The organism is Streptomyces sp. NPDC093568 (assembly GCF_044764945.1).
Classification (GTDB): Bacteria; Actinomycetota; Actinomycetes; order Streptomycetales; family Streptomycetaceae; genus Streptomyces.
Genome location: NZ_JBIWJD010000001.1, coordinates 82,624 through 108,431, shown reverse-complemented (window position 1 = coordinate 108,431; position 25,808 = coordinate 82,624). Strand labels below are relative to the sequence as shown.

Sequence of the window (25,808 nt, the reverse complement as noted above, 5' to 3'; positions counted from 1 at the left end):
GACGGCGTCGCAGGTGCGTCAACCGGAAGCGGTCGGCCCGTGGGCCTCGCCGAACGCACCTTCTCCTCACCAAGAGATCATGTGAGCGTGATGCCGTGGTTCCGCGCCTACGACGGTGCGAGCGATGTCTGGTCGTACTTCGAGCTCGACGGCGAGGGATGGGCCCTGCGCCAAGTCGACCTGCAAGGACCTCAGCGCCGGCCTGTGACCGCAGCCTCGCTGACGGAGGTCATCGAGATCCGTGACCGTGGCGGCCTCGCTGCCATGACCGCCTACGAGCGGCAGTACGGCGTCCTCGCGGAAGGCGCACTGCGCGGATGGCAAGAAGCGGACGGCGCTGCCGTGATCACCCGCCAGGAATTCGAGTCGACTTGGGCCGCTGCACGAGAGACCCTCGACGCGGATCGCACCGAGGAGACGACTTGATCACTGAGTACCAACAGAAGCTGCGCGAGCGCTATCTCGCCGCCACCGTCATGCCGGCTCCCGATCCATGGCAGCCGGTGATGGACGGCAGGACTTCCATCGGGGGGCTTCTCGGTATTGGATTCGCCGTCCATCCCGACAGCGGACACGACCTCATCATGGTCGTGTCCAGCGACGGCCATGGACTCTTCGACGCGGTCACCGGCGAGAAGATCGCCCGCGACCGGGACCCTGCCCCGGAAACCAGCACCCCCGACGCCCACCCGGACCTCACCTGTCCTGGGCTCGGCCCCATCGCGGGCGTCCCTGTACGCATAGCCGGACTCTTCGGCGGCGGCCTGCACCGCACCACGCCGGACGGCTGGACCGTGGACGTCGTCAGCCCCGAGTGGCCCCACGACCGCGTCATCCTCTCCGCCGACGGCGGGTCCCACAAAGGCCCGATGGGAGGGACGTGGTGGCACGTCTTCCACTCCGAGTACTCAGAGCTCCGCGCGGCCGGGTTCTCTCCCTCCGGCCTGACCCTGGCGGTCGCCACCAGCAGCGACCTCACACTCTGGACCCGGCCTGGCCTCCACTTCGACGACTGAGCGGACTGCGGGACAGCAGGCGGGAAGAGGACGATGCACCGGGCGGAACTCGCCCGGATGCTGACGACCAGACCACGGCCTGCGAAGCAGTCAGGGATGCGCTTCTCGCCGGAGGCGACTTCGTCGCCTTCAAGCGACCCCTCATGCGGGTCACCGCGAGCGTCCACGTACTCCAGCCAGAAGTTCTCAGCCTCCACCAGCCACCCCGACCCGGCGCTGACCATGTACGACGACCGTAGACAGGCAGGCGCGGCAGCGGCTCAGGAAGAGCGAGGCAGAACAGCAGATGGCCGAGGTTGACCGAGACACTCACTCGGACGGCTCGGATAGGCCGAGATCGGCCCGCCTTCAGCGAGAGAGGTCAGCGAGAACCGGCCGATGACACTTCGCCCGTGCAGCCGCACAGTCCTCACGAAGCCCAGTAAGGTGCTGCCAAATCACAAGCCCTGAACTTCAGAAGGACCGGTAAGCCTTGAAAATCGTGCGCCGTATCGGTGTGCCTCCGAGCGCCCGTGGCAGTACCTCGGGAGCCAACTGCCCCGACGTGTTCGAACTCAGCGACGGCAACTTCGCAGTCATCGGCACAGAGGCCACCGAGGCGCTTGAGCCGGAGCTGCCCGCCGATGCCGCCCGCGCCGACTACGAGCGCATCGTCATCGTCAGCCGCGAGACCCTCATTCGCGCCAAGGCGGACATCCCCGACGCCTGAGCCCCCCGCACGAGCACGCGTCCCCACCCCAGACCCGTACCGTCACACCCCCCGGCCGTGAGCAACCGTTACGCGAGCCGGGCCACCGACCCGGCGAGCAGCCGGCACCCCGTCACTGCTCGAACTCCACCGATGAGGCCTGGCGCCGGAACGGCACCAGGCCACACGTGTGGTTTGGACAACTCCAGGACGTGGGCTGCCGCTTTCGCCGACGTCAGCCTCGTCGTCGCCGCCCTGGTCGGCGTGCCAGGCTTGCGACGCTCTCGGCCACCAGACCCGACATGGATGCCTTCGGCGAGCTGCGCCGACGCAGGAAGCACCCCTCGCGCAGCCCATTCGACCCAAGTCAGGTTAGGCTCACCTCTGTGAGTACGTGCTCAACCGTCTCGCAGGACCTCGACGAGCCCATCGCGGGGACCGCGGCGACCGCGACGACCTGGCTGCTGCTGGAGCAGCCCGGCCCGTGGGGTGCCAAGGCGCTCACCCAGAGCCACCTGGATCCCGCACTGGGCCGTGCCCTGGAGGCGGCCGCGCAGGGCACCGGTGTACGCATCGCCCTCATCCGCCGACCCGGTCGGCACGCGGACTGCGGCGGGGTCGCCGAGCGTCAGGTGTACGTGGCCCACACCGTCCCCGGAAACGTATGGCTGCACGCCGCAACGATCAGTGACCCGGAGCAGCTCCTCGACCTGGACTTCGCCGCCCTCGGCTTGGGTGACCACCACACCTTCGACACGGTGCTCCAGGGGCAGCCCCACACAGGCGACCCGCTCGCGCTCGTCTGTACCAACGGCAAGCGGGACCGCTGCTGCGCCCTCCTGGGCCGCCCGCTCGCGGCCGAGCTCGCCGCCTCCGGCCTGGACGGCGTCTGGGAGGTCACTCATCTGGGTGGACATCGCTTCTCCCCGACCCTGCTCGTGCTGCCGTACGGCTACGCGTACGGCCGGGCGCAGGCACACGCCGTCAAGCAGGTCCTGCACAGCGTCCGGGACGGCCGGATCGTCGTCGAGGGCTGTCGCGGGAACTCCGCCTGGGAGCGACCGGGCCAGGCGGCCGAGCTGGCCGTGCGCAGGGCCACGGCCGAGGACGCCGCGGAGGCGCTGACGGTCGTACGGACGGACGGCGCGGCCCCGCGCTGGGAGGTCACCGTCGCCCACGCGGACGGACGCACCTGGCGGGTCACCGTGGCTCAGGGCACCTCCCTGCCGCCTCGTCCGGAGAGCTGCGGGGTGTCGGTGCTCGGTTCGCCCGCGCGCATGGACGTCGTGGCGGTGCGCGAGCTCCGGGTGACGACGGCGCTCGCGAGCTGACCGAGCGGGCGGTTCGCGCCCGGCCGCCAGGACGACCCGGATCGATCGGGAGATCCACGCCACATCCCTCTACGGGACGCCCGGCCCTGCCACGTACGGTCATGGGTATGAGCCCCACTCCCCCCGCCCGCCGCCTGCGCCTCGGCCTGCCCCGGCAGATGTTCGCGCAGGTGCTGCTGATGCAGGTGGCGATCGCCGCGGGAGTCGCGGTGCTCGCGACCGGACTGTTCCTCGCCCCGCTCAGCGACCAGCTGGACGACCAGGCGATGCGCCGCGCGCTGTCGATCGCGCAGACCACCGCCGCCCAGCCGCAGATCGCCGAGGACCTCGCGAGCACGCCCGCGACGGCCGGCGGCCCGGTCCAGCGGGAGGCGGAGCGGATCCGTGCGGCGACCAGGGCCGAGTACGTCGTCGTGATGGACCGGCGCGGTGTGCGCTGGTCGCATCCCACGTCGAGCGAGATCGGCAGGCTCGTCTCGACCGATCCGGGCCGGGCTCTCGCCGGGCACGAGGTCATGCAGATCGACAACGGGACGCTCGGCCGCACCGCCCGGGGAAAGGTGCCGTTGCGGGACGACGACGGGAAGATCGTCGGGGCGGTCTCGGTCGGTATCGCGTACGACAGCGTGCGGGCCCGGCTGCTGCACGCGATCCCGGGGCTGCTCGCCTACGCGGGCGGAGCCCTCGCGGTCGGCGCGCTGGCCGCCTGGCTGATCTCCCGCCGGGTCCAGCGGCAGACCCGTGACCTGGCCTTCTCCGACATCTCGGCACTGCTCGCGGAGCGCGAGGCGATGCTGCACGGCATCCGTGAGGGCGTCGTCGCGCTGGACCGCGGAGGCCGTATCCGCCTCCTCAACGACGAGGCGCGGCGGCTGCTCGGCATCGGTGACGAGGCCGTCGGCCGGTCCCTCGACGAGGCGCTCGGCGAGGGCCGCAGCGCCGACGTGCTGGCCGGCCGGGTGACCGGCACCGATCTGCTGACGGTCCGCGGCCAGCGCGTCCTGGTCGCCAACCGCATGCCCACCGACGACGGCGGGGCCGTCGCCACCCTGCGTGACCGCACCGAGCTGGAGCAGCTCGGCCGGGAGCTCGACTCGACCCGCGGTCTGATCGACGCGCTGCGGGCGCAGGACCACGAGCACGCGAACCGTATGCACACGCTCCTCGGACTGCTGGAGCTGGAGATGTACGACGACGCCGTGGAGTTCGTCGGTGAGGTGGTCGGTGATCACCGGGCCACCGCCGAGCAGGTCGCCGAGAAGATCCAGGACCCGCTGCTCGCCGCCCTGCTGGTCGGGAAGGCGACCGTGGCGGCGGAGCGCGGTGTCCCGCTGCGGCTCTCGGATCGCACGGGGCTTCCGGACCGGCTGATCGACCCCAGGGGCCTCGTCACGATCGTCGGCAACCTGGTCGACAACGCCCTCGACGCCGTCGCGGGCACGCCGCACGCGCGCGTGGAGGTCGAACTGCGGGCCGAGGGGCGCGCCGCGACCCTCAGGGTGCGCGACACAGGGCCGGGCATCCCGGAGGAGCAACGCGAGTTGATCTTCACGGAGGGATGGTCCACCAAGCAGCGCCCGGCCCACCGCGAGCGCGGCATCGGGCTGCCCCTCGTGCGCAGGCTCGCCGAACGGCAGGGCGGCAGCGCCGGGGTGGGCGAGGCGGCCGGCGGGGGCGCGGAGTTCACCGTGGTCCTGCCCGAGGCGCTGGCCGAGCCGGATATGGAGCCCGCTCTCACCGTGCCGGAAGATCCGCACCCCGTCGCCGAGGAGGAGTCGCGATGATCGAGGTCCTGGTCGTGGACGACGACACGCGCGTCGCGCGGGTCAACGCCGCCTACGTCGAGAAGGTGCCGGGCTTCCGTGTCGCGGGCGAGGCGCACAGCGCGGCCGAGGCGCTGCGCAGCGTGGAGGAACTGCCCCGCGTGGACCTGGTTCTCATGGATCACTACCTGCCCGACGAGACGGGCCTGGCGGTCGTCCAGGAGATGCGCCGACGCGGCCACCAGGCCGACGTGATCATGGTGACGGCGGCGCGGGACGTGACGACGGTGCAGGCGGCGATGCGGCACGGGGCGCTCCAGTACCTGGTCAAGCCGTTCGCCTTCGCGGGGCTGCGGGCCAAGCTGGAGGCGTACGCGGAGCTGCGCCGCACCCTCGACGGCGGCGGGGAGGCGGAACAGGCCGAGGTGGACCGCATTTTCGGCGCCCTGTCGGCTCCTTCGGAACCGGATCTGCCCAAGGGCCACTCCCCCACCACCGCGGAACTCGTCCGCCGCTCCCTGATGAACGCCGAAGGCCCGCTGTCGGCCCAGGAGATCGCCGAGCGGACCGGCGTGAGCCGCCAGACCGCCCAGCGCTATCTCAAGCTCCTGGAACGCACGGGCCGGGCACGGCTCACCCTCAAGTACGGGGACGCGGGCCGCCCGGAACACCGTTACGTGTGGGCGACCCGCGCCTGAGGCACGGCCCGTGGGGGCGGGGGAAGGAACCGTGCCCTCCTCTTCATACGGATGCCGACCGCCGATCTATCACCCGAACCCCGCGACAGCGCGCGGGGCGTCTCGGCGGTACGACGCCGAAGGCGCCGTAACCCCGCGCCCGCCCTGTCCCTGACCTGCGCCCTTGCCCTACACCGCGCCCGCTCCGGTCAGCGACCGCACCTCCGTCTCCGCGTGCTTGGCCTCGTCGGGTTCCTCGGCCGAGGTGACGGTGCCGAGCCAGCCCGCGACGAAGCCCAGCGGGATCGAAACGAGGCCGGGGTTCTGCAGGGGGAAGTACTGGAAGTCGACGCCGGGGAACAGCGATTCGGGGCTGCCCGAGACCACCGGTGACAGCACCACGAGCACGACGGCCGGGATCAGGCCGCCGTACACGGACCAGACGGCACCGCGTGTGGTGAAGTCCCGCCAGAACAGCGAGTAGAGCAGCACCGGGAGATTGGCGGAGGCGGCGACGGCGAAGGCGAGGCCCACGAGGAACGCGACGTTCAGCTCGCGGGCCAGCAGGCCGAGGCCGATCGCTACGACGCCGATGCCGACGGCGGCGACGCGGGCCACGGCCACCTCGCTGCGGGGCTTGGCGTGCCGGCGCCGTAGGGAGGCGTACAGGTCGTGGGCGACGGAGGCCGAGGAGGACAGCGTGATGCCGGCGACCACGGCGAGGATCGTGGCGAAGGCGATGGCGGCCACCACGGCGAACAGAACCGTTCCACCCGTGGAGTCCGCGCCGCCGCCGAGGTCGAGGGCGAGCAGCGGAACCGCCGTGTTCCCAGCCGCGTTCGACCCGCGTACGGCGTCGGGCCCGACGATCGCCGCCGCGCCGAAGCCCAGGACGATGGTCATCAGGTAGAAGCCGCCGATGAGCCCGATCGCCCAGACCACCGAGCGCCGCGCCGCGCGGGCGGTGGGGACGGTGTAGAAGCGGGAGAGGATGTGCGGCAGCCCCGCCGTGCCCAGCACCAGGGCGAGGCCCAGGCTGATGAAGTCGAACCGGGCCGTCCAGTCACCGCCGTACTTCAACCCCGGCGCCAGGAACGCCTCACCGTGACCACTGCGCTCCGCCGCCGTGAGCAGCAGTTGATCGAAGTCGCCGTGAAAGCGCAGGAGTACGAGCACGGTCAACGCGACGGTGCCGCCGAGCAGCAGGACCGATTTGACAATCTGGATCCAGGTGGTGGCCCGCATCCCTCCCAACGACACATAGATCACCATGAGCGCGCCGACGCCGATGACGGTCCAGGACTGGGCCGCCTCGTCCTTCCCGCCGAGCAGCAGCGCGACCAGGGTGCCCGCGCCCACCATCTGCGCCACCAGATACAGAACGGACACGGTGACCGAGGAAGTTCCCGCCGCGATCCGCACCGGTCGCTCTCTCATGCGTGCGGCGACCACGTCCGCGAGCGTGAACCGCCCGCAGTTGCGCACCAGTTCCGCGACCAGGAACAGCACGACCAGCCAGGCCACGAGGAAGCCGACCGAGTACAGCAGCCCGTCGTAGCCGAAGAGGGCGATGAGCCCGGAGATGCCGAGGAAGGAGGCCGCCGACATGTAGTCACCGGCGATGGCAAAACCATTCTCCATGGGCGTGAAGAGCCGACCGCCCGCGTAGAACTCCTCAGCGGAGCCTCGCCGGTTGCGGCTCACCCAGGTCGTGATACCCAGCGTGATCGCGACAAACACGCTGAACAGCAGCAACGACAGGGCCTGATGGTCTCGCGTCACGCGGCACCGCCCTTCGCGACGCGCGTCAACTCCTGGGTGTCCCAGCGCAGTTCGAGTGCGGCCCGGTCCCTGCGCAGTCGGGCGTGCCGGGCGTAGGCCCAGGTGAGCAGGAAAGTAGTGAGGAACTGCCCGAGCCCCGCGAGCATGGCGACGTTCACCGCGCCCACGACCGGGCGGGCCATCAGCCCCGGGGCTGTCGTGGCGGCCACGACGTACGCCACGTACCAGGAGAGGAACACGACGACCGCCGGCACCACGAACCGCCGGTAGCGGCTGCGCACTTCGCGGAAGGCGGCGCTGCGCTGCACCTCCAGGTACACGTCCCGCGCGACGGGCGGGGCGGCCTCGGGCGCGTCCGTACCGTCCAACTCCCCCCACCCGGAGGCGAGGGCGTCGTACCAGGGGTCGTCGTACCGCGTACCTGTGCTTTCGCGGGGACGACCGTCGCTTGAGTGCATGCCCAAGCATGGACAGAACGGAAAGATCGCCGACTCGGCTTCTCTGCGGGCTTCACCCCATCAGGTGATTAACCCCACGAGGCCGCATAGCCGCCGACGGCGGGAAACCTCCACAGGGGCCACCCGCACCCGACGGTGAGAGTCGCACGGTCGGTGCGGGTGGGAACCCAAAAAACGGCCGAAGGCGTAGCCGAGACCGAAGACCCGGCCCAGCCGGCGCAGCGACTACGCGTCGATACGCGACCGGTCCAGCGTCGCCGCCGAGCTGGAGATGAACTCCTTGCGCGGCGCCACGTCGTTGCCCATCAGCAGATCGAAGACCCGCTCGGCGGCCTCCAGGTCCGTGAGGCTGATCCTCCGCAGCGTGCGGTGGCGCGGGTCCATGGTCGTCTCGGCCAGCTGGTCGGCGTCCATCTCACCGAGACCCTTGTACCGCTGGATGGTGTCCTTGTACCGCACGCCCTTGCTCTGGAACTCCATGAGCTTGTCCCGCAGTTCCCGGTCCGAGTACGTGTACACGTACTTGTCCTGGCCCTTCTTGGGCTGGATCAGCTCGATCCGGTGCAGCGGAGGCACGGCGGCGAACACCCGGCCCGCCTCGATCATCGGCCGCATGTAGCGCTGGAACAGCGTCAGCAGCAGCGTGCGGATGTGGGAGCCGTCGACGTCGGCGTCGGTCATCATGATGATCTTGCCGTAGCGGGCGGCGTCGATGTCGAAGGTCCGGCCGGACCCCGCTCCTATGACCTGGATGATCGCGCCGCACTCGGCGTTCTTGAGCATGTCGGTCACGGACGACTTCTGAACGTTGAGGATCTTGCCGCGGATCGGCAGCAGGGCCTGGAACTCGGAGTTCCGGGCGAGTTTGGCGGTGCCGAGCGCGGAGTCTCCCTCGACGATGAACAGCTCACTGCGGTCGACGTCGTCGCTGCGGCAGTCGGCGAGCTTGGCGGGCAGCGACGAGGACTCCAGGGCCGTCTTCCGGCGCTGGGCGTCCTTGTGCTGGCGGGCGGCGATGCGCGTACGGGCCGCCGCGACGGCCTTTTCGAGCACCACACGCGCCTGCGCCGCCGAGTCCCGCTTGGCGGACGTAAGGAACGCCTTGAGCTCCTTGGAGATCACGCTGTTCACGATGCGCCGGGCCGCCGAGGTGCCGAGGACCTCCTTGGTCTGGCCCTCGAACTGCGGCTCGGCGAGGCGGACCGTGACGACCGCGGTGAGGCCCTCCAGGGCGTCGTCCTTGACGATGTCGTCCTCGGCGACGCGCAGCATCTTCTTGGTGCGCAGCACCTCGTTCATGGTGCTGGTCACGGCCGTCTCGAAGCCCGCGACGTGGGTGCCGCCCTTGGGGGTGGCGATGATGTTCACGAACGACTTCAGAGTCGTGTCGTAGCCCGTGCCCCAGCGCATCGCGACATCGACGTCCAGCTCACGCGTGACCTGTGTGGGCGTCATCTGGCCGTGCTCGTCCAGGACCGGGACGGTCTCCCTGAAGGTGCCCTGGCCCGAGAAGCGGAGGACGTCGCACACCGGCTTGTCGGTGGCCAGGTACTCGCAGAACTCGCTGATGCCGCCGTCGAAGCGGAAGGACTCCTCGCCCTTGCTGCCGCCCTCGCCGAGGCCGAACTCGTCGCGGACGACGATGGTCAGGCCGGGCACCAGGAACGCGGTCTGACGCGCGCGCTGGTGCAGCGTGTCCAGGGAGAGCTTGGCGTCCTTGAGGAAGATCTGGCGGTCGGCCCAGTAGCGCACGCGCGTGCCGGTGCGCGTCTTGGGGATCTTCTTGCCCTTGCGCAGGCCGCCCTTGGCGTCGAACTTGGCGTTCGGCCCGTCGGCGGCGAAGGCGCCGGGCACTCCGCGCCGGAAGCTGATGGCGTGGGTGTGGCCGTTGCGGTCCACCTCGACGTCCAGGCGCGCGGACAGGGCGTTCACCACGGAGGCGCCCACGCCGTGCAGACCGCCGGAGGCGGCGTACGAGCCGCCGCCGAACTTTCCGCCTGCGTGCAGCTTGGTCATGACGACCTCGATGCCGGACAGGCCGGTCTTGGGCTCGACGTCGACCGGGATGCCCCGGCCGTTGTCCCGGACCTCGACGGACCCGTCGTCGTGGAGGATCACCTCGATGTGATCGCAGTAGCCGCCGAGGGCCTCGTCGACGGAGTTGTCGATGATCTCCCACAGGCAGTGCATCAGGCCACGGCTGTCGGTCGAGCCGATGTACATGCCCGGACGCTTGCGCACGGCTTCGAGGCCCTCGAGGACGAGCAGGTGCCGCGCGGTGTAGTTGGAACCGTCCCGGTCTGCTCCTGCCAGCAGCGCTGTGGACGGCACGGACGTATCGGCGGTCACGCGGTTCGCTCCTCGCTGAATTTCAGATGACGCCCTGATGGGTAAGGGCGCGGCTTCGGTCGCCGTCAAGAGGGTACCGAGGCCTGGTAGAGCCGATGTAACGCCACCCTCGTGCGAAACACAGACTAGTCCAGGGTCGCATGCTTGTTCGATCCCTCGATGGGGTGAAGTACATATCACGTTCCCTTCCAGGCATGAACCATTTAGGCTCCGGGCACGTCCTCATGAACAAACCGGCAACCCAGCCGGAAGGACTGACCTTGACCGACAGCGCGAAACCGTAAGCACGCCTGACACGCAATACGGCACATTCGCCGCCAAGCCGGCAGCAGCCGGCCCGCCCCCGAAAAATTTCTCTCTGGGAGAAGCCACGAGCGGGAACGATTTGGGGCTGGTTGGATGTTGACCCTGGTACGACAGCTCGTCGAGCTAGAGAAGAGGCGACGTGACTACTGTTCTGACCCCCGCGAGCCCGCTGACGGCCGCTGACCGCTGCGACCGTTGCGGCGCACAGGCGTACGTACGCGTGGTCCTGCTCAGCGGCGGAGAGCTGCTCTTTTGCGCCCACCACGGCCGCAAGTTCGAGCCGGAACTCAAGAAGATCGCCGCTGAGATACAGGACGAGACGGAGCGGCTGACGACCGTTCCCAGCACCGCTTCCGAAGAAGAGCGCTGACACCTCGCATCCCCGACGAGCCAGCTCCGGCACAGGCCGGCTGACGGGCGGTCGCCCCTGATGGCAGGGGCGACCGCCCGCGCTCATACCCTCCGGGCCCTGGCGTCGCGGTCAGCCGCCCGCGCGGTGCTTCCGCTGGACGGCCCGCCATCCCATGGCTCGTACGATCTCGGACACCCGCGTGTACACGCCGGGGCTGCCCGCGCGACCGCACCCGTTGCCCCAGGACACGAGCCCGATCAGCTTGCCCTGAGCGACCAGCGGCCCTCCACTGTCCCCCTGACAGGCGTCCCTGCCGCCCGCGTACTCCCCCGCGCACAGCATGCTGTCGGCCAGGTACCTGCCGTCGCCGTCGCCCGGATACGCCTGCCGGCAGATCGCGTCCGGCAGCACGTGGACGCGTGCCGCCCGCAGGCCCCGCGGGTAGGCACCCGTGCCTGTGACATCACCCCATCCGTAGACCAGCGCCGGCGTCCCCGGCAGATAGGCGGGATCGCCGCGGCGCGCCATCCTGACGACGGCGCTCGCGGGAAGCGGCGCGGCGAGAGAGACCACGGCGAAGTCGCCGGCGTTGCTGTCACTGTCGTAGTCCGGGTTCACCCGGGTGGCGCGGACGGGGATCTCCTGGCCCCGGCCGGACAGCAGGTCCGTGCGGCCCGCGATGACCTTGAGGTCGCGCACCTGTTCCGGCGGAGATCCCAGGACCTCCTCACTCAGGCAGTGGGCCGCGGTGAGCACCGTGGACCGGCTGACTGCGACACCGACGCAGAACTGACCGGCCCGCGTACCTCCGAACCGGTCACGGCTGGACAGAGCCACGGTCCAGGGGCTGTCGGACACATCGACGGGGAACCCGCCGACGACGACGTTGTCGGCGGCCACGGGGGCGGCGGACACCAACGGTATGGCGGTCGCCACGGCCGCCAGAATCAACGGCCGGGCCAGCGCCCGGGCAAGGGGACGGCGCATGACGATCCTCACTCTCGGGTGGTCGTGGGAAACCCAGAGTGAGTCAGCCCGCCGCACCCCGCACCCGCGGACCAGCACAAAGGCCCGGCTCCCACTCGGGGATCCGGGCCTTGTGTGTCGTACGACTACGGCCTGCGTACGGCGACGACCTAGTCGAGGTAGTCGCGCAGCACCTGGGACCGCGACGGGTGGCGCAGCTTCGACATGGTCTTCGACTCGATCTGGCGGATGCGCTCACGCGTCACGCCGTAGACCTTGCCGATCTCGTCGAGGGTCTTCGGCTGACCGTCGGTGAGACCGAAGCGCATCGAGACCACGCCGGCCTCGCGCTCGGACAGGGTGTCGAGGACGGAGTGCAGCTGCTCCTGGAGGAGCGTGAAGCTCACCGCGTCGGCCGGGACGACGGCCTCGGAGTCCTCGATGAGGTCACCGAACTCGCTGTCGCCGTCCTCGCCCAGCGGGGTGTGCAGGGAGATGGGCTCGCGGCCGTACTTCTGGACCTCGATGACCTTCTCCGGGGTCATGTCGAGTTCCTTGGCCAGCTCCTCCGGGGTGGGCTCGCGGCCCAGGTCCTGGAGCATCTGGCGCTGGACGCGCGCGAGCTTGTTGATGACCTCGACCATGTGCACCGGGATACGGATGGTGCGGGCCTGGTCGGCCATGGCGCGGGTGATCGCCTGACGAATCCACCAGGTGGCGTACGTGGAGAACTTGTAGCCCTTGGTGTAGTCGAACTTCTCGACCGCGCGGATCAGACCGAGGTTGCCCTCCTGGATCAGGTCCAGGAAGAGCATGCCGCGGCCGGTGTAGCGCTTGGCCAGGGAGACCACCAGACGGAGGTTGGCCTCCAGGAGGTGGTTCTTGGCGCGGCGGCCGTCCTCGGCGATGATCTCCAGCTCGCGCTTGAGCTTGGGTGCGAGCTTGTCGGCGTTGGCCAGCTTGTCCTCGGCGAAGAGGCCCGCCTCGATGCGCTTGGCGAGCTCGACCTCCTGCTCGGCGTTGAGCAGGGGGACCTTGCCGATCTGCTTGAGGTAGTCCTTGACCGGGTCGGCGGTGGCGCCGGCCGCGGCGACCTGCTGCGCGGGCGCGTCGTCCTCGTCCTCGTCGGAGAGCACGAAGCCGGCGCTCTCGGCGCCCTCGGGCTCCTCACCGGGCTTGCCGCTGTCCTCGAGGACCTCTTCCTCGATGAGCTCGGCGTCGTCCTTCTTGGAGGAGGTCGTCTTCTTGGCGGCCGTCTTCTTGGCAGCCGCCGTCGTCTTCTTCGCGACCGTCTTCTTGGCGGTCGTCTTCTTGGCAGCGGCCTTCTTGGGGGCCTCGTCCTCGACGGCGGGTTCGGCGGCGGGGGCCGCAGGCGTGGCGGTGGCGGTGGCCTTCTTGGCGGTCACCGTCTTCGCCGCGACCGTCTTGGTGGCGGTGCGCTTGGCCGGACTCTTCGCTGCGACGCTCTTTCGTGTGCGCTTGGGCTCCGCGGCACTGACCATCAGCGTCACACCCTCTTCCTCGAGGATCTGGTTGAGGCTGCGCAGTACGTTCTTCCACTGAGTGGCCGGAATCTGGTCGGCTTCGAAGGCCCGACGCACATCGTCGCCGGCGATCTGCCCCTCAGCCTTTCCCCGCTCGATAAGAGCCATGACAGAGACGGACTCGGCGATCTCCGGCGGGAGCGTACGGGATGTGCTGGCCGACACGAACAACCTCTCGGAACGTTGGAAAACGGCTTCCGGCCCCGTCCACGGCGGACAGGAGCCGACCACCGGCCTGGGGATGGGCCGACGGTGCGGGCGGGGGCCGGGAAGATTCACAGCGCCTTGAACGGCGTCCGTATTCCCTCCTCGGCTGTCACCTCTTAGGTCATCGCGCTGTTTCCCCGAGTGTTACGCCCAATCTGCGTGGCCCGAGTCACATCCCGTAACCGACCAAAAGCGGGCAGATATGGACAGAACTGGGCGCCCACGGCTTGATGCACACACTGTACGGCGGCTGCCCGGCCTCTTCGCACCGTCGGACCCGCGGGATCCATGGCGGATCCCGCGGGTCCGACGGGAGGGGGTGCGCAGGCCGGGAGCGCCACAGGAGGGGGAGGCGTTCCGGGCCGCGCCACCCGGGTGGGCGGTCAGTGCTCGCGGGGGGCGGGCACCACACGCTCGACTTCGGGATGGACCGTGAGCAGCTGACGCATGGCGGTCTCGGCGGCCGCGCCGTCGCCGGTGGCCAGGGCGTCGACGATCCTGCTGTGCAGCGCCAGCGAGGTCTCGTTCGGCCGGTCACATCCGGTCACGGGGCCGCCGGAGACCTGGAGCGCGGCCGAGACGATGCCCGAGAGGTGCTCCAGCATGCGATTGCCGGCGACCTGGATGAGCAGCGAGTGGAACTCGGCGTCGGCGCGGGAGAAGGTCAGGACGTCGCCCTGGCCCATCGCGTGGCTCATGATCTCCACCATGTCGCCGAGCCGCTGCTGGACGTCTTCGCGCCCGTGCCCCGCGGCGAGGCGGGCCGCGAGCGGCTCGATCGTCCAGCGCAGCTCGCTGAGCTCGCGGCGCTGGTCGTCGCGCTGCGGCCCGAAGGCCCGCCACTCGATGATGTCCGGGTCGAGGAGATTCCAGTCACTGACGGGGCGCACGCGCGTGCCGACGTTCGGGCGGGCGCTGACCAGGCCCTTGGCCTCCAGAACGCGGAGCGACTCACGGACGACGGTGCGGGAGACCTCGAACCGCTGGCCGATCTCCTCGGGCACGAGCGGGCGGTCGGCGCCCAGGTCGCCGGAGACGATCATCTGACCCAGCTGTTGGACGAGTTGGCCGTGCAGGCCGCGTCCGCGGCTGCCCGCGGCGCGCCGGCCGACCCGGCCCAGTTCTGGATCCGCGCCTTCCCAGGCGGGGGATCCGACGCGGTCGGCGACGGGGGCCTCGGCGTAGGGGTAGCGGTCGAGTTCGCCCGGGCCGGCGAGTCCGGAGTCGGCGGCGCGGGCGGCGGTCATCATGGTGTGCGCAAGGGTACTCACGGATCCTTTGTCGGCGCCGTCTCCAACTCCCTTGAGGTCTTTGGTGAAAAGCACACGAAAGGGTGATCGCTCACCCCGTCGCAATTGACGCCTTATCGGAAAGAAATGGGCGTTGCCGGGGGAGTTGTGGGCACGACAGATCCGAGAACGGCACGGACGGTCGTCATCGGACCCGGCTTCGCAGGGTCGTGAACAGGTAGGCGCAGAGCAGCGCGGTCAGCGACAACGTCAGTGCGCCACCAACGGGTTGACCGATCACACGGGCCAAACCGGCCACGTACCGCTCTCCCCCGAAGGGCCACTGCGACAGGAGCAGCTCCCGCATCCGCAGCGGAAACCCGGCCGCGGTCCGCACCGACGGCCCTTCCAGGACCTTCTGCACGAGGGGTACGACGACGACGGGCACCGTGACCACGGCGGCGAGCCCGGCCGTGGTGGACCGGAACAGGCCCGCGGCGAGCACGCCGGCCCACGCGCAGCCGACCACCAGCCCGATCCAACTCGCGCCCAGCGCAAGCCAGTCGGAGGGAACTTCCGCGAGCTCCCGTCCGTAGACGAGGTAGAGCACCTCGATGTCGCAGCCCAGCGTGAGCACGGCCAGCGCCAAGGCGGTGGCGGAGGCGACGAGCAGTTTCGCGGCCAGCAGCCCCAGCCGACGGGGGACGGTGCCGCGGTCCGCGGCCAGGGCGGGGTGGCGGAACTCGTCGCCGAACGCGATCGCCCCGAGCAGCCCGGCCCCCAGCGCCGCGGGCGGCAGTGGCAGCTCGCGCGGCCACGCGACCAGCAGGCGCGGGTGCGGCGTGTGTCCGATGCGGGCGAGCAGCACGGCGGTGAGTGCGGACACCACGAGCACGACACCCGCGGTGACGAACCCGGTACCGACACCGGCCGCACGCCGCAGCTCGTACCGGAGGGGGCGGAGGGGGGTGGGGGCGGGGCGGACGGCGATGGGGGGCGGGAGATCGGGGAGAGCGTCGTCAGAGGAGGCCGACGTGCGCGCGCCGGGGACCGTCGAGGACTCGTCAGCGCTCGCCTGCGGGCCTTCCGGGGAGGCCTCGTGCCCCGCGAGGTCGATGTGCGCTTCGGCAGCCACCCGGGACACCTGGGCCGTCTCCGCGAGGTCCTCAGCCGCGACCTGGCCTTGGTTCTCCGTCGATGCGACGCCGCGCCGGGGCCCGCGGCCCCGCTCCAAGGCCACCGCCACGTCGCCGTGCGCGGCCGAGACCGCCTCCTCGGACTGAGGCTCGATCCCTCCGCCTCCTGCGCCCATGTCCCCGATCTCATCGGCGAGTTGATGAACGAGGATGCCGTTGCGGAACGCGATCTCGCCGACGGCGGCGCAGGTACTGCCGTACACCGATAGCCGGTTGCCGCTCTCGCGGACGACCTCGACGGAGCGGTGGGCGGTGCGCGCGTCCTTGGTGAGCAGGGCGGCGAGGCGGGAGGCATGGGGGGTGCGGACGGCGACGCGGGGGCGCAGCCGGGTGCGCGCGAACTCGGCGGCGTCCTGGTCGGCGACGAGCAGGCCCCGCTCCAGCGTGACGACCCGGTCGGCGGTGCGGGCGGCTTCCTTGGGGTCGGCCGTGGTCAGCAGGACCGTTCCGCCCTGGACCGCGTGTGCGCGCAGGGCTCCGTGCAGCCAGCGGCGCTCTCGGGTCGTGAGCCCGTCCGCGGGCTCGTCGAGCACGAGCGTGTGCGGGTCGCCCAGCAGTGTGCAGGCCAGACCGAGGCGGCGGTCCATGCCGCGCGAAAGGCTGCCCAGTCGCTCGTCACGCAGGCTGACGAGGCCGACCACCTCCAGGACCTCGTCGGCACGCCGGGCCGGCACCCCAGCGGCGGCGCACAGCATCCGCAGATGACCGCGCACCGTGCGTGCCGGATGCCCTGGCACGTCGCCCAGCAGCACGCCGACCTCGCGCGAGGGATGAGCGATGCGGTGCAGGGGACGCCCTCTGAAGAAGGTGACGCCCCTGCCCGGTTGGAGTTCGAGCATGAGTCTGAGCGCCGTCGTCTTGCCCGCCCCCGACGCTCCGAGCAGCGCGGTGACGCGACCCGCGCGAGCCTCGAAGGACACGTCGTCGACAGCGGGGGGAAGCTCTTTGCGAGGGTTGCTGGTCAGTCCGATCGCCTCGATCACCCGCAGCAAGATAGCGCGCTATGTCCGTTTTTTCGGGTAGGGAACAAGGCGCGCTGCGCCCTCATCTGCGCTGGCGACAGGTATTCCGGTCGGGCACCTGTTCGCATGCCGACCACCAGCCGGGCGCGGTGAACCCCGCCCGAGGGCATCGGACCGCGTCCGACACGGCCGTGCGCGCCGCGCCCTCGCGTCAGACCTCGGGGCGCAGCATCGGGGGGTTGAGCAGGGTGGCTCCGCCGGCCCGGAAGAGCTGCGCCGGGCGACCTCCCTGCCGGGTGGTGGTACCGCCGGTGGGGACGAGGAAGCCCGGCGTGCCCGTCACCTTTCGGTGGAAGTTGCGCGGGTCGAGCGCCACGCCCCACACCGCCTCGTAGACGCGGCGCAGCTCCCCGACGGTGAACTCGGTGGGGCAGAACGCCGTGGCCAGTGACGAGTACTCGATCTTGGAACGCGCCCGCTCCACGCCGTCGGACAGGATCTGCGCGTGATCGAAGGCGAGCGGCGCGACCGGTTCGCCGTCGCGACCGTAGCCGCCCTGCTGCAGCAGCTCGTCGACGGGGGCCCAACGGGCGTTGCTGGCGTCGCCGCCCGCGCGGGGCGCCGGCAGGTCCGGGGCCAGCGCCAGGTGGGCGACGCTGACGACCCGCATCCGCGGATCCCGCTTGGGGTCGCCGTAGGTCGCGAGCTGTTCGAGGTGGGCGCCGTTGTCCTGCACCGGGACGTCCGGGTCGTGGGCGTGCAGCCCGGTCTCTTCCGCCAGTTCGCGCGCGGCGGCCTGCGCCAGATCCTCGTCGGCCCGTACGAATCCACCGGGCAGTGCCCAGCGCCCCTGGAACGGCGGTTCCCCCCTGCGCACCGCCAGCGCACACAGGGCATGGCGACGCACGGTCAGCACGACCAGGTCCACGGTGACGGCAAAGGGCGGAAATGCTGACGGGTCGTAGGGCATGCGGCGATCATAGTCGTCTGCCTGACGATAAACACTCCCTTCGTCGAGGCCGTCGGTGGTTGATCCAGTTCGGTGCGGTATGGGCTTTGGTGGGTTCTGGTGGGGGTTCGTGCGGTGGGGTGGGCTAGGTCGGGGGTGCGGTCGTACGAGGTGGCAGTGGGTGGCGGGCTAGGTCGGGGTTGCGGTCGTACGAGGTAGCAGTGGGCGGCGGGCCAGGTCGAGGTGTAGTCGTCCAAGGTCGCGGTGGGGGGCGGGCCAGGTCGGGGTGCAGTCGTACGAGGTCGCGGTGGGGGCGGGCCAGGTCGGGTTGCAGTCGTACGAGGTCGCGGTGGGGGCGGGCCAAGTCGGGGATGCAGTCGCCGAAGGTCGCTGTGGGTGTGGGTCGGTCGGGCTCTTGGAGGGAGGTTGTGGTTGCCCTCGCGAGGCGTCACGCCCGCAGTTGCAGCCCTTCGGCGGCCTCCTCGACCATGGCGAGGCCCAGGCGGCTGACGCGCACGGAGAAGGGGGCGCCGGCGACTCGGAGGCCTGTGAGGACGATCTCGCCGAGCGGCGCGCTGCGCATGGGGCGCAGCGTGACCGTCCCTGCCGGGGCGTCCGGGCGTATACCTGCGAGGGTGGCCAGCAGCAGCACCCCCGCTCCCGCCGCCGTGGCGGCAGGGCGACAGGCCGCCGGATGCGGCAGGGGCGCGCTCCCTTCGGTGCGCTGCTCCCCCGCGAACATGTCGGGCAGTCGCTGACCGAAGGCCTCCGCCGCTGCCAGTACGCCCCGCAGCAGCGCGCCGGCCTCCTTCTCGTAGCCGGCCGCCGCGAGGCCCGCGACTGCGACCGCCGTCTCGTGGACCCGCACGGCACCGCTGCGGTGACCGAACGGGTTGTGCCCCGCCTCCTTCGCGCTCAGTCCGCGCAGGCCCCAGCCCGAGTGCATGGCCGGGCCGCCGAGCAGCCGGGCCAGCTGTTCGGTCTGCACCTTGTCGAGCAAGCCGAGAGCTTGTTCTCCCTCGCCCAGCAGGCCGGTGTCGAGAAGGTGTGCGGCAGTAGCCCCCAGATACGGCACAGGGCGTCCGTCGGGCGCCAGAGCGGCCGCGGGCCTGCCTCCGCCCAGGTCGTCGATCCAGAAGCCCGCCTGGAAGTCCGCCCGCAGCGCCCCGGCCCAGTTGCGCAGCTCGGAGGCGCCCGGTCTGCCGTAGGCGTCGAGCAGATCGGCGCCGAGCAGCGCGGCACGATGCGCGTGGGCCTGGGTCTCGCAGCGGACTGGGCCACCGGGGTGCGGGTCGGGCAGGCACGCACCGTCGCCCACAGTCGTCCGTAGCCAGGTCAGGCACCGTTCGGCCGCCGGGAGCAGTTCCTCGGCCTCGGACTCGGGTAAGCCCCAGCGTCGCGCCTCCGCGAGCAGTGCGGGAAAGAGCAGCGTGGCCTCTGTGCCCGTGCAGCTCGGCGGGAGATGCGTACCGGCATCCCGTCTCGGCCCGGGGATCAGGCCGAACTGCCGCCCCCGGTCGCGGATTTGGGTGCGCGCGAGGGTCCGCAGTGTGCCTGCGGCGAGCCGGGTACCCAGGGGCAGAGTCATTCGTGCCGCGGCGAGGGCGTCGGCCGGGGCCAGTCCACAGCGCCAGGGAGCCCCGGCAGCCAGGTGGGTGTCGGAAGGGTGGGCGGGGTCGCGCAGCAGGAGGGCCTGGAGGTCTTCGATGCTCGTGCGCAGCAACGCCTCCGCCCTCGGATCGTCGCCCGCCGCCTGCGTGGGGGCTAGCGGGCTAGTCGCCGCCCGGCCCACCGCGCGCACGGGTCCAGCTCCTTCAGGCCGCACCCGCAGTTCGATGCCGACCGTGCCTCCCGGCGCCAGGTCGAACTCCCAGCGCAACAGACCTGCCGAGGCCAGCGCCTCGGAAGGCGGTGGGTTGGCGGTGACCACCGAGTTGCCCTTGGCGGACGACCAACGCAGGCCGGAGTCGATCACGCTGGCGAGGAGTTCCGGTCCTGTGTCGCCTCGCGCGATGGCCGCGAGGTCGGCGAGGTCTGTGGCCAGGGCGACCTCGACCGGCAGCCGCAGGGTGCGGGCGGCCGCACTGCGCAGCGTGATCCGTTCGGTGCCGTCGGCACGACGGGTCCGCTCGACGACTACGTCCGGGTCGGGGCCGGCCTGCGGGGAGGTTCGCAGCGTGCCCACGAAACGGACGGTGTCGGCGGCGGTCATCCGGGCTTGCACCGCGAGTGGTTCACGTCCGGCCACGCGGATCTGGCAGCGCGAGAGCACGCGTCGACCCGCGCGGTAGAACCCATCGAGTCCTCTGCCGGTCAACTGGCCCTGGTCCGTGGAGATTGCGAGGCCAGGGAGGGCCAGGCAGATCAAAGCGTTGTGAGTTGAGGGCAGGGCGGCGGAACGGCCAGCCGTTGGTGGCTGGGCTGGTGTGGGAGCCGCTTGGGGCGGTTGGGTCGGATGGGAGGACGGGAAGCTCGGGCTCGTCGGCCTTACGGGTTGCTGCGGGAGCTTGGTCCGGCGGCTCGGTGAGTCAAGGCCACGTTCCTCATCTGACTTACGCCACCAGGCAGTTCGTTGCGTATGTGGCGTCTGGGGCGTAGTCCGAGGCGCATCACTCCGAGCCTCTGGAACACTCTCCCCCACACGGCCCTCGACCGGCGACAACCCTGCGTCCTGCCTCTGCAACGGCACTGTCCCGCCAGCTGTCGAGCCATCGTCGGCGGCCGGGGAGATCTGACTCGGCTGTGACATGGGGCGGCGTCCTCTGCGCTCATAGCGCCGCAGGCGATTGCGGCACCGGCTGGGGGATCCGGAGTGACGGGGGCGTTGCGGCGGCACAGCCGCTCCACGCGTTGCGCCACTCAGGTGAACGGGGATAGATCCCTCCAGGTCACGCCCCTCATGAGGTAACCCCGCCAAGGCGCCGGCCTGTTCATCAGGTTCGTCAGGTCGGGCGAGGCGCTCCGGGGCACCGAAGCGCAGGTCGGCGGCCCGTACTCGCCGCTCGCGGCTGCTCACTGGTCCCCCTCGGACCCCGCTCCCGGGCGTCCACTTCCGGTCCCGGTCCCGGTCCCGGTCCCGGTTCCAGTTCCGGGCCGCAAGCCATCGCGTCGAGGACCGTTCCAACGTGCGGCCCCCTTCTTCGAGGTGCGCGCAGCCGCCCCGTCCGGCCTCTGGGCACCCGGACGCGTACCGGCCCTCGTACGCGCACGCGGACCATTCGTCCCCCGCCCTCGCCCGGCAGCTCGCGTCGAGCGGGCAAGACTGCCGAACGAAGCCGCGGAAGGCCGAGACCCCCGACCGTCCTCCGCATCCGCCGTCGGTGCGGGCGGCACCACGTCACGCCCCACACGCTCGGCACGCAGGCAGCGCCGGATCGACTCAGGGTTCAGTCCCTCGTTACAGGCTTGGTGCAGCAGGCGGGCGAAGAGGTAGTTCGAATCGGCGGCCAGGGCCATGGCAAGGGCCTCACGGGCCTCCAGCTCATCGCCGCTGGACCAGGCGACCCAACCTGCCAGGGTGAGGGGCGCGGCGGCGTAGTCGCCGTACGGCGTGACACAGCGGCGGGCAAGCGCTCGCCAGAGCCTCAGGGCGGGGGCGGCCTCGTCACCCTCCATCCACTCGGCCACGCGGTCGCGCATCGTACGGTCCTGCAGGCCCAGAATGAGCCTCGCTGCCTCGTCGTGCTCGAGCAGCTCGTCGTCGCGGAGATCCGCGGTGAGCGTCCCCGACAGATGCTTGGCTGCGGCGAACCGGCTCAGCAGCCCTTCGGCCAGCTCCAGCGTCTCCTCCGCCACGCCCGCGCGCATCGCGTCGTCGAGGATCCTCGGCACCAGTTTCGCCGCGACGGTGTCCAGGGCGATCTCCTGCTCCCGAGCCGCGCGGGTCTCCCATGGCAGGAGCCTGGCGCGCAGCTCGCTCAGTGTGCCGCGCACCTGCACTCCGGCGTAGGCGGCCGCGGCTGCCAGCACCGACGTACCGGGCAGGCCCATCGGTCGCCCGTCGGGCGGACAGCACTCAGGCCTGTCGCAGCAGTAGGACCAGTAGCGACCGCCCGAGATGCACAAGGCCTCGACCACCGGCACGTCCAGGCTGCCGCAAGCGACACGCACCTTCTGCGCCAGCGGGCGAAGCCGTTCCATGACCTGCTGGCCGGTCTCGCCCCGCGGCGGTTCCTGGCAGAGGAAGGCAACCATCTGCTCCGGCCGCGCTCCCCTGCGCTCGCTGCCCGTCACTAGTCCGTGGGCCAGCTGGCTGGCCGCGGAGTCCCAGTCGTCCGCGCTCGCGGGAATGCCCAGCCGCGCCCGGCCGCCGAACCGGCCGCGACCGTCCTTGTCGTGCAAGGCGACCAGCACGATGCTGTCCTCCGGGCGATATCCGAGGAGGTACGGCAGCGCATCGGCCAGTTCGGCCGGGGAGCGCAGGGTGACCTGGTGCTCGGGGAGGTGCGTTTCGTACGCCGCGTAGTCGAGCGGGTTAGCGGGCTGTGAACGTCCCCGGGCCTCGTCACTTCCGACGCCGTGCCCACCCCGCACACCCCCCACGTCCTGTAGGTCGCGGGCAACGTACGGTTCCGCCGCTCCGGCGGTGTTGTGCCGCTCCTCAGCCGAGGCGCCGTCGTTCTCAGGGGACCCAGTCGTTTCGCTGTGGTTCGTCATGCGCCGACGATCTCGCGGATCACGAGACTCCGCTTTGACCTGTGGATAACTCCGACCAGGGACACGACAAGGGCACGCAGCCCAGCGCTGCAGCAGGAGGGCCGACGAGTCAGGCGGGCCGACGAGATAGGCACTCCCCGCAGGCCTCCTCCTCACGCCCATCGATCCGCCCGCCAGACCCGCTCGCCCCCCGCCTGTCAGTCCCGTCCTGTTGTATGGAACCCATGGAGCACACGAGCAACGCGGATCTCCGGGCGGCGGCCGACGCGGTCCTCGCCCGCCTCGTCGGGGACACCACGGGCACGGCCCGGCTGCGCGAGGACCAGTGGCGGGCGATCGAAGCACTGGTCGCCGACAAACGCCGTGCGCTCGTCGTGCAGCGCACGGGATGGGGCAAGTCCGCCGTCTACTTCGTGGCCACATCCCTGCTGCGCTCCAGTGGCAGCGGCCCTACCGTGATCGTCTCTCCGCTGCTCGCGCTCATGCGCAACCAGGTCGAGGCCGCCGCCCGGGCCGGTATCCATGCGCGGACCATCAACTCCTCCAACACCGAGGAGTGGGACACGATTCAGAGCGAGATCGCCTCCGGCGAGGTCGACGTACTTCTCGTCTCCCCCGAGCGTCTCAACAACCCCGACTTCCGCGACCAGGTCCTGCCCAAGCTCGCCGCGGCGACCGGCCTGCTCGTGGTGGACGAGGCACACTGCATTTCCGACTGGGGCCACGACTTCCGGCCGGACTACCGGCGGCTGCGCACGATGCTCTCCGATCTCCCGCCCGGAGTGCCGGTGCTCGCGACGACAGCGACCGCCAACGCACGGGTGACCGCCGATGTCGCCGAACAGCTCGGCACAGGTGGCACCTCCGACGCCCTGGTCCTGCGCGGTCCGCTGGACCGGGACAGCCTGAGCCTGAGTGTGCTGCGCCTGCCGGACGCCGCGCATCGGATGGCCTGGCTCGCCGACCACCTGGGCGAGCTGCCGGGCTCGGGGATCATCTACACGCTCACCGTGGCCGCCGCCGAGGAGGTCACGGCCTTCCTGCGGCACCGCGGCCACACGGTCGCCTCCTACACGGGCAAGACGGAGAACGCCGACCGTCAGCAGGCCGAGGACGACCTGCTCGGCAACAGGGTGAAGGCACTTGTGGCCACGTCCGCGCTGGGAATGGGCTTCGACAAGCCGGACCTCGGCTTCGTGGTGCACGTCGGTTCGCCCTCCTCTCCCATCGCCTACTACCAGCAGGTGGGGCGTGCCGGACGCGGTGTCGAACACGCCGAGGTGCTCCTCCTTCCCGGACAGGAGGACGAGGCGATCTGGCAGTACTTCGCCTCGCTGGCCTTCCCCTCGGAGGACCTGGTGCGGCGCACGCTCGACGTCCTCGCGCGGTCGGACAAGCCCCTGTCCCTGCCCGCCCTGGAACCCCTGGTGGAACTGCGCCGCTCCCGCCTGGAGACCATGCTCAAGGTCCTGGACGTGGACGGCGCGGTACAGCGGGTCAAGGGCGGTTGGATCGCCACGGGTCAGCCTTGGGTGTACGAGGCCGAGCGGTACGACTGGGTCGCCCGGCAGCGTCGAGCCGAGCAGCAGGCGATGCGCGAGTACGCCTCGACGCCGGGCTGCCGAATGGAGTTCCTCCAACGGCAGCTGGACGACGAGGGGGCCAAGCCCTGCGGTCGCTGCGACAACTGCGCGGGCGCCCGCTTCACCGCCGACACGTCCACCACCGCGCTGGAGGCCGCGCGCGTCGACCTCGGTCGAGCGGGCGTCGAGGTCGAGCCTCGCCGCATGTGGCCGACGGGCCTTCCGGCGATCGGTGTCGACCTCAAGGGGCGTATCCCGGCTGGCGAACAGGCAGCACCGGGGAGGGCGTTGGGCCGCCTCTCGGACATCGGCTGGGGCAACAGGCTGCGACCGATGCTCGCACCCCACGCCCCTGACGGACCGGTGCCGGACGACGTGGCGAAAGCGGTCGTGGGCGTCCTGGTCGACTGGGCGAAGGGGCCCGGCGGCTGGGCCTCCGGGGCGGAGGACGCCTCACCGCGCCCGGTCGGCGTGATCACGATCGCCTCTCGGACCCGGCCCCAGCTGATCAGCTCCCTGGGCGCGCGCATCGCGGAGATCGGCAGACTTCCGCTGCTGGGTTCCCTGGAGTACGGCGGTGACGCGGCCCCGGTCTCCCGAAGCAACAGCGCGCAGCGGCTGAAGGCCCTCGACGGCGCCCTGATCGTGCCGCCCGCGCTCGCGTCTGCCCTCGCCGAAACCTCGGGACCCGTACTGCTCGTGGACGACTTCACCGAGACCGGCTGGACTCTCGCCGTCGCGGCGCGCATGCTTCGCCGTGCGGGCGCGCAAGGGGTGCTGCCGTTGGTTCTGGCCATGCAGGGTTGATCGCGGCGGACTCTGATCGCGGCGCGCGAGGCCGGGGCCACCAGAAGCGCAGGCCCGCGTGAAGACGTAACACCTGGTTGTGGTGGGTCGCCCCACGCGTCTCCAGGTCATGTACTGGGTAGGGATATAACCCGCGCACCACCAGATATCGGTCGGTGGCCCCAATTGCTCGTTGCCGCAATCAGGTTCGACAGGAAGAATTGAAGTCCGCTCGCCGCACGGTGCGTCCGTGATCCGGAAGGGCCCTGCCGCGGTGTGCGCTCCCCCGAAATCCGACCTCGCCCGCCGTATGGGCGCGTAGCCGAAGGGAGGACCGTGACCTTCGGATTCGCTCCGTCCTCCGCGGCATCCATGTCGACGCCACCCGACCTGTCCGCCGCGTCTGCCAACCCCTTGGCCCGAATACTCGAACCTGCGGAGTGGGCTGCGGCGGGCATACCGCTGCTGCGCAATCCTCGTGAGGTCGTCAGCGGTCTGCACTCACGGCACCACCCCGGGCCGGCGACCGCGATCGTCGCGGTGCTCGACTCGGAGGAGCGGCTGTGCGCCAGTGCCTCGTTCACCCGTCGCCAGACCCCGGCCGACGGCTGGATGTTCCGCAACGCGCTGCTCGCCCAGCTGCGTCGAGTCATCCCCCACGACCTGCGGCGCCGTACCCCGGTACGCACCGCCGTGCTGCTCTACTGCCGTGACGGCGATGCCCGTTGGACGGAGGAGGACGGTGCCTGGATGTGGGGCCTGCGCGATGCCTGCACGCTGCACGGCCTGCGGTGCGGCGCCTACATCACGCTGACCCGTGACGGCTGGCAGGTCCTCGGCGAGGGCCGCGGCGGCCGGCGCCCCAACGCCGACTCGGCGCCGGAGCCCTTCGCCATGTCCGAGTCACCGGTCCCCCTGCCACGCACCGGCGGCGCGGCCTCGGAGGTGCTTCGGCGCGCGGCTGCGCGCTGAAGACGCGAGCCCGGCACAGGGCACGAAGGCGCGTTG

Annotated in this window: 19 protein-coding genes; 9 read left to right on the top strand and 10 right to left on the bottom strand. The window is 70.8% G+C overall.

Annotated elements, in window-relative coordinates:
• Positions 1-39: 39 nt before the first annotated feature.
• From ACIRD7_RS00445 to ACIRD7_RS00420, 6 genes are all read left to right on the top strand, one after another.
• A complete protein-coding gene (locus ACIRD7_RS00445) occupies positions 40-426 on the top strand; it encodes a hypothetical protein (protein WP_403447789.1) in 387 nt (128 codons plus the stop codon).
• Positions 423-1,016, top strand: coding sequence for a hypothetical protein (locus ACIRD7_RS00440; protein WP_403447787.1), 594 nt, complete (start codon positions 423-425; stop codon positions 1,014-1,016). The genes ACIRD7_RS00445 and ACIRD7_RS00440 overlap by 4 nt, the downstream gene beginning before the upstream one ends.
• A 472-nt stretch (positions 1,017-1,488) precedes the next feature.
• On the top strand, positions 1,489-1,725 hold the full coding sequence (locus ACIRD7_RS00435) for a hypothetical protein (protein WP_328422532.1): 237 nt from the start codon (positions 1,489-1,491) through the stop codon (positions 1,723-1,725).
• Positions 1,726-2,090: 365 nt separating this feature from the next.
• Entirely contained in the window at positions 2,091-3,035 is a 945-nt protein-coding gene (locus ACIRD7_RS00430) for a sucrase ferredoxin (RefSeq protein WP_403447785.1), read from the top strand.
• A 107-nt stretch (positions 3,036-3,142) separates the two neighbouring features.
• Positions 3,143-4,819, top strand: coding sequence for an ATP-binding protein (locus ACIRD7_RS00425; RefSeq protein ID WP_403447783.1), 1,677 nt, complete (start codon positions 3,143-3,145; stop codon positions 4,817-4,819).
• Positions 4,816-5,496 (top strand): response regulator, encoded by a 681-nt coding sequence (locus ACIRD7_RS00420; RefSeq protein WP_403447781.1) that lies wholly within the window; start codon positions 4,816-4,818, stop codon positions 5,494-5,496. Before ACIRD7_RS00425 ends, ACIRD7_RS00420 begins: the two co-directional genes overlap by 4 nt.
• A gap of 168 nt (positions 5,497-5,664) precedes the next feature.
• Here ACIRD7_RS00420 and ACIRD7_RS00415 read toward each other — a convergent pair whose 3' ends face one another.
• From ACIRD7_RS00415 to ACIRD7_RS00405, 3 genes are all read right to left on the bottom strand, one after another.
• On the bottom strand, positions 5,665-7,257 hold the full coding sequence (locus tag ACIRD7_RS00415; protein ID WP_403447779.1) for a cation acetate symporter: 1,593 nt from the start codon (positions 7,255-7,257) through the stop codon (positions 5,665-5,667).
• Positions 7,254-7,715 (bottom strand): DUF485 domain-containing protein, encoded by a 462-nt coding sequence (locus ACIRD7_RS00410; RefSeq protein ID WP_403447777.1) that lies wholly within the window; start codon positions 7,713-7,715, stop codon positions 7,254-7,256. The genes ACIRD7_RS00415 and ACIRD7_RS00410 overlap by 4 nt, the downstream gene beginning before the upstream one ends.
• A 225-nt stretch (positions 7,716-7,940) precedes the next feature.
• Positions 7,941-10,064 (bottom strand): type IIA DNA topoisomerase subunit B, encoded by a 2,124-nt coding sequence (locus ACIRD7_RS00405; protein ID WP_403447775.1) that lies wholly within the window; start codon positions 10,062-10,064, stop codon positions 7,941-7,943.
• Between the two features lie 445 nt (positions 10,065-10,509).
• On the opposite strand from ACIRD7_RS00405, the gene ACIRD7_RS00400 reads away from it, so the two are divergent.
• On the top strand, positions 10,510-10,740 hold the full coding sequence (locus ACIRD7_RS00400) for a hypothetical protein (RefSeq protein ID WP_383408983.1): 231 nt from the start codon (positions 10,510-10,512) through the stop codon (positions 10,738-10,740).
• A 111-nt stretch (positions 10,741-10,851) separates the two neighbouring features.
• Here the strand turns inward: ACIRD7_RS00400 and ACIRD7_RS00395 are convergent, their stop codons facing one another.
• The 7 genes from ACIRD7_RS00395 to ACIRD7_RS00365 all read right to left on the bottom strand — a co-directional run bounded on the left by ACIRD7_RS00395 (position 10,852) and on the right by ACIRD7_RS00365 (position 22,431).
• Entirely contained in the window at positions 10,852-11,709 is an 858-nt protein-coding gene (locus tag ACIRD7_RS00395; RefSeq protein WP_403447773.1) for a serine protease, read from the bottom strand.
• Positions 11,710-11,858: 149 nt separating this feature from the next.
• A complete protein-coding gene (locus ACIRD7_RS00390; RefSeq protein ID WP_403447771.1) occupies positions 11,859-13,397 on the bottom strand; it encodes an RNA polymerase sigma factor in 1,539 nt (512 codons plus the stop codon).
• A gap of 425 nt (positions 13,398-13,822) precedes the next feature.
• Positions 13,823-14,710: a FadR/GntR family transcriptional regulator gene (locus ACIRD7_RS00385; RefSeq protein WP_403447769.1), complete on the bottom strand. Its 888-nt coding sequence runs from the start codon at positions 14,708-14,710 to the stop codon at positions 13,823-13,825.
• 163 nt (positions 14,711-14,873) lie between these two features.
• Positions 14,874-16,847, bottom strand: a complete 1,974-nt coding sequence (locus ACIRD7_RS00380; RefSeq protein WP_403447767.1) for an ATP-binding cassette domain-containing protein — start codon at positions 16,845-16,847, stop codon at positions 14,874-14,876.
• Positions 16,848-17,037: 190 nt separating this feature from the next.
• A complete protein-coding gene (locus tag ACIRD7_RS00375) occupies positions 17,038-17,796 on the bottom strand; it encodes an NUDIX domain-containing protein (protein WP_403447765.1) in 759 nt (252 codons plus the stop codon).
• A 427-nt stretch (positions 17,797-18,223) separates the two neighbouring features.
• Positions 18,224-20,140 (bottom strand): glycogen debranching N-terminal domain-containing protein, encoded by a 1,917-nt coding sequence (locus tag ACIRD7_RS00370; RefSeq protein ID WP_403451582.1) that lies wholly within the window; start codon positions 20,138-20,140, stop codon positions 18,224-18,226.
• 647 nt (positions 20,141-20,787) lie between these two features.
• Positions 20,788-22,431, bottom strand: coding sequence for a DUF4192 domain-containing protein (locus ACIRD7_RS00365; RefSeq protein WP_403447763.1), 1,644 nt, complete (start codon positions 22,429-22,431; stop codon positions 20,788-20,790).
• A gap of 224 nt (positions 22,432-22,655) precedes the next feature.
• Between ACIRD7_RS00365 and ACIRD7_RS00360 the strand changes: the two genes are divergently transcribed.
• On the top strand, positions 22,656-24,821 hold the full coding sequence (locus ACIRD7_RS00360; RefSeq protein ID WP_403447761.1) for a RecQ family ATP-dependent DNA helicase: 2,166 nt from the start codon (positions 22,656-22,658) through the stop codon (positions 24,819-24,821).
• Positions 24,822-25,136: 315 nt separating this feature from the next.
• Entirely contained in the window at positions 25,137-25,772 is a 636-nt protein-coding gene (locus ACIRD7_RS00355) for a hypothetical protein (RefSeq protein ID WP_403447759.1), read from the top strand.
• Positions 25,773-25,808 lie beyond the last annotated feature (36 nt).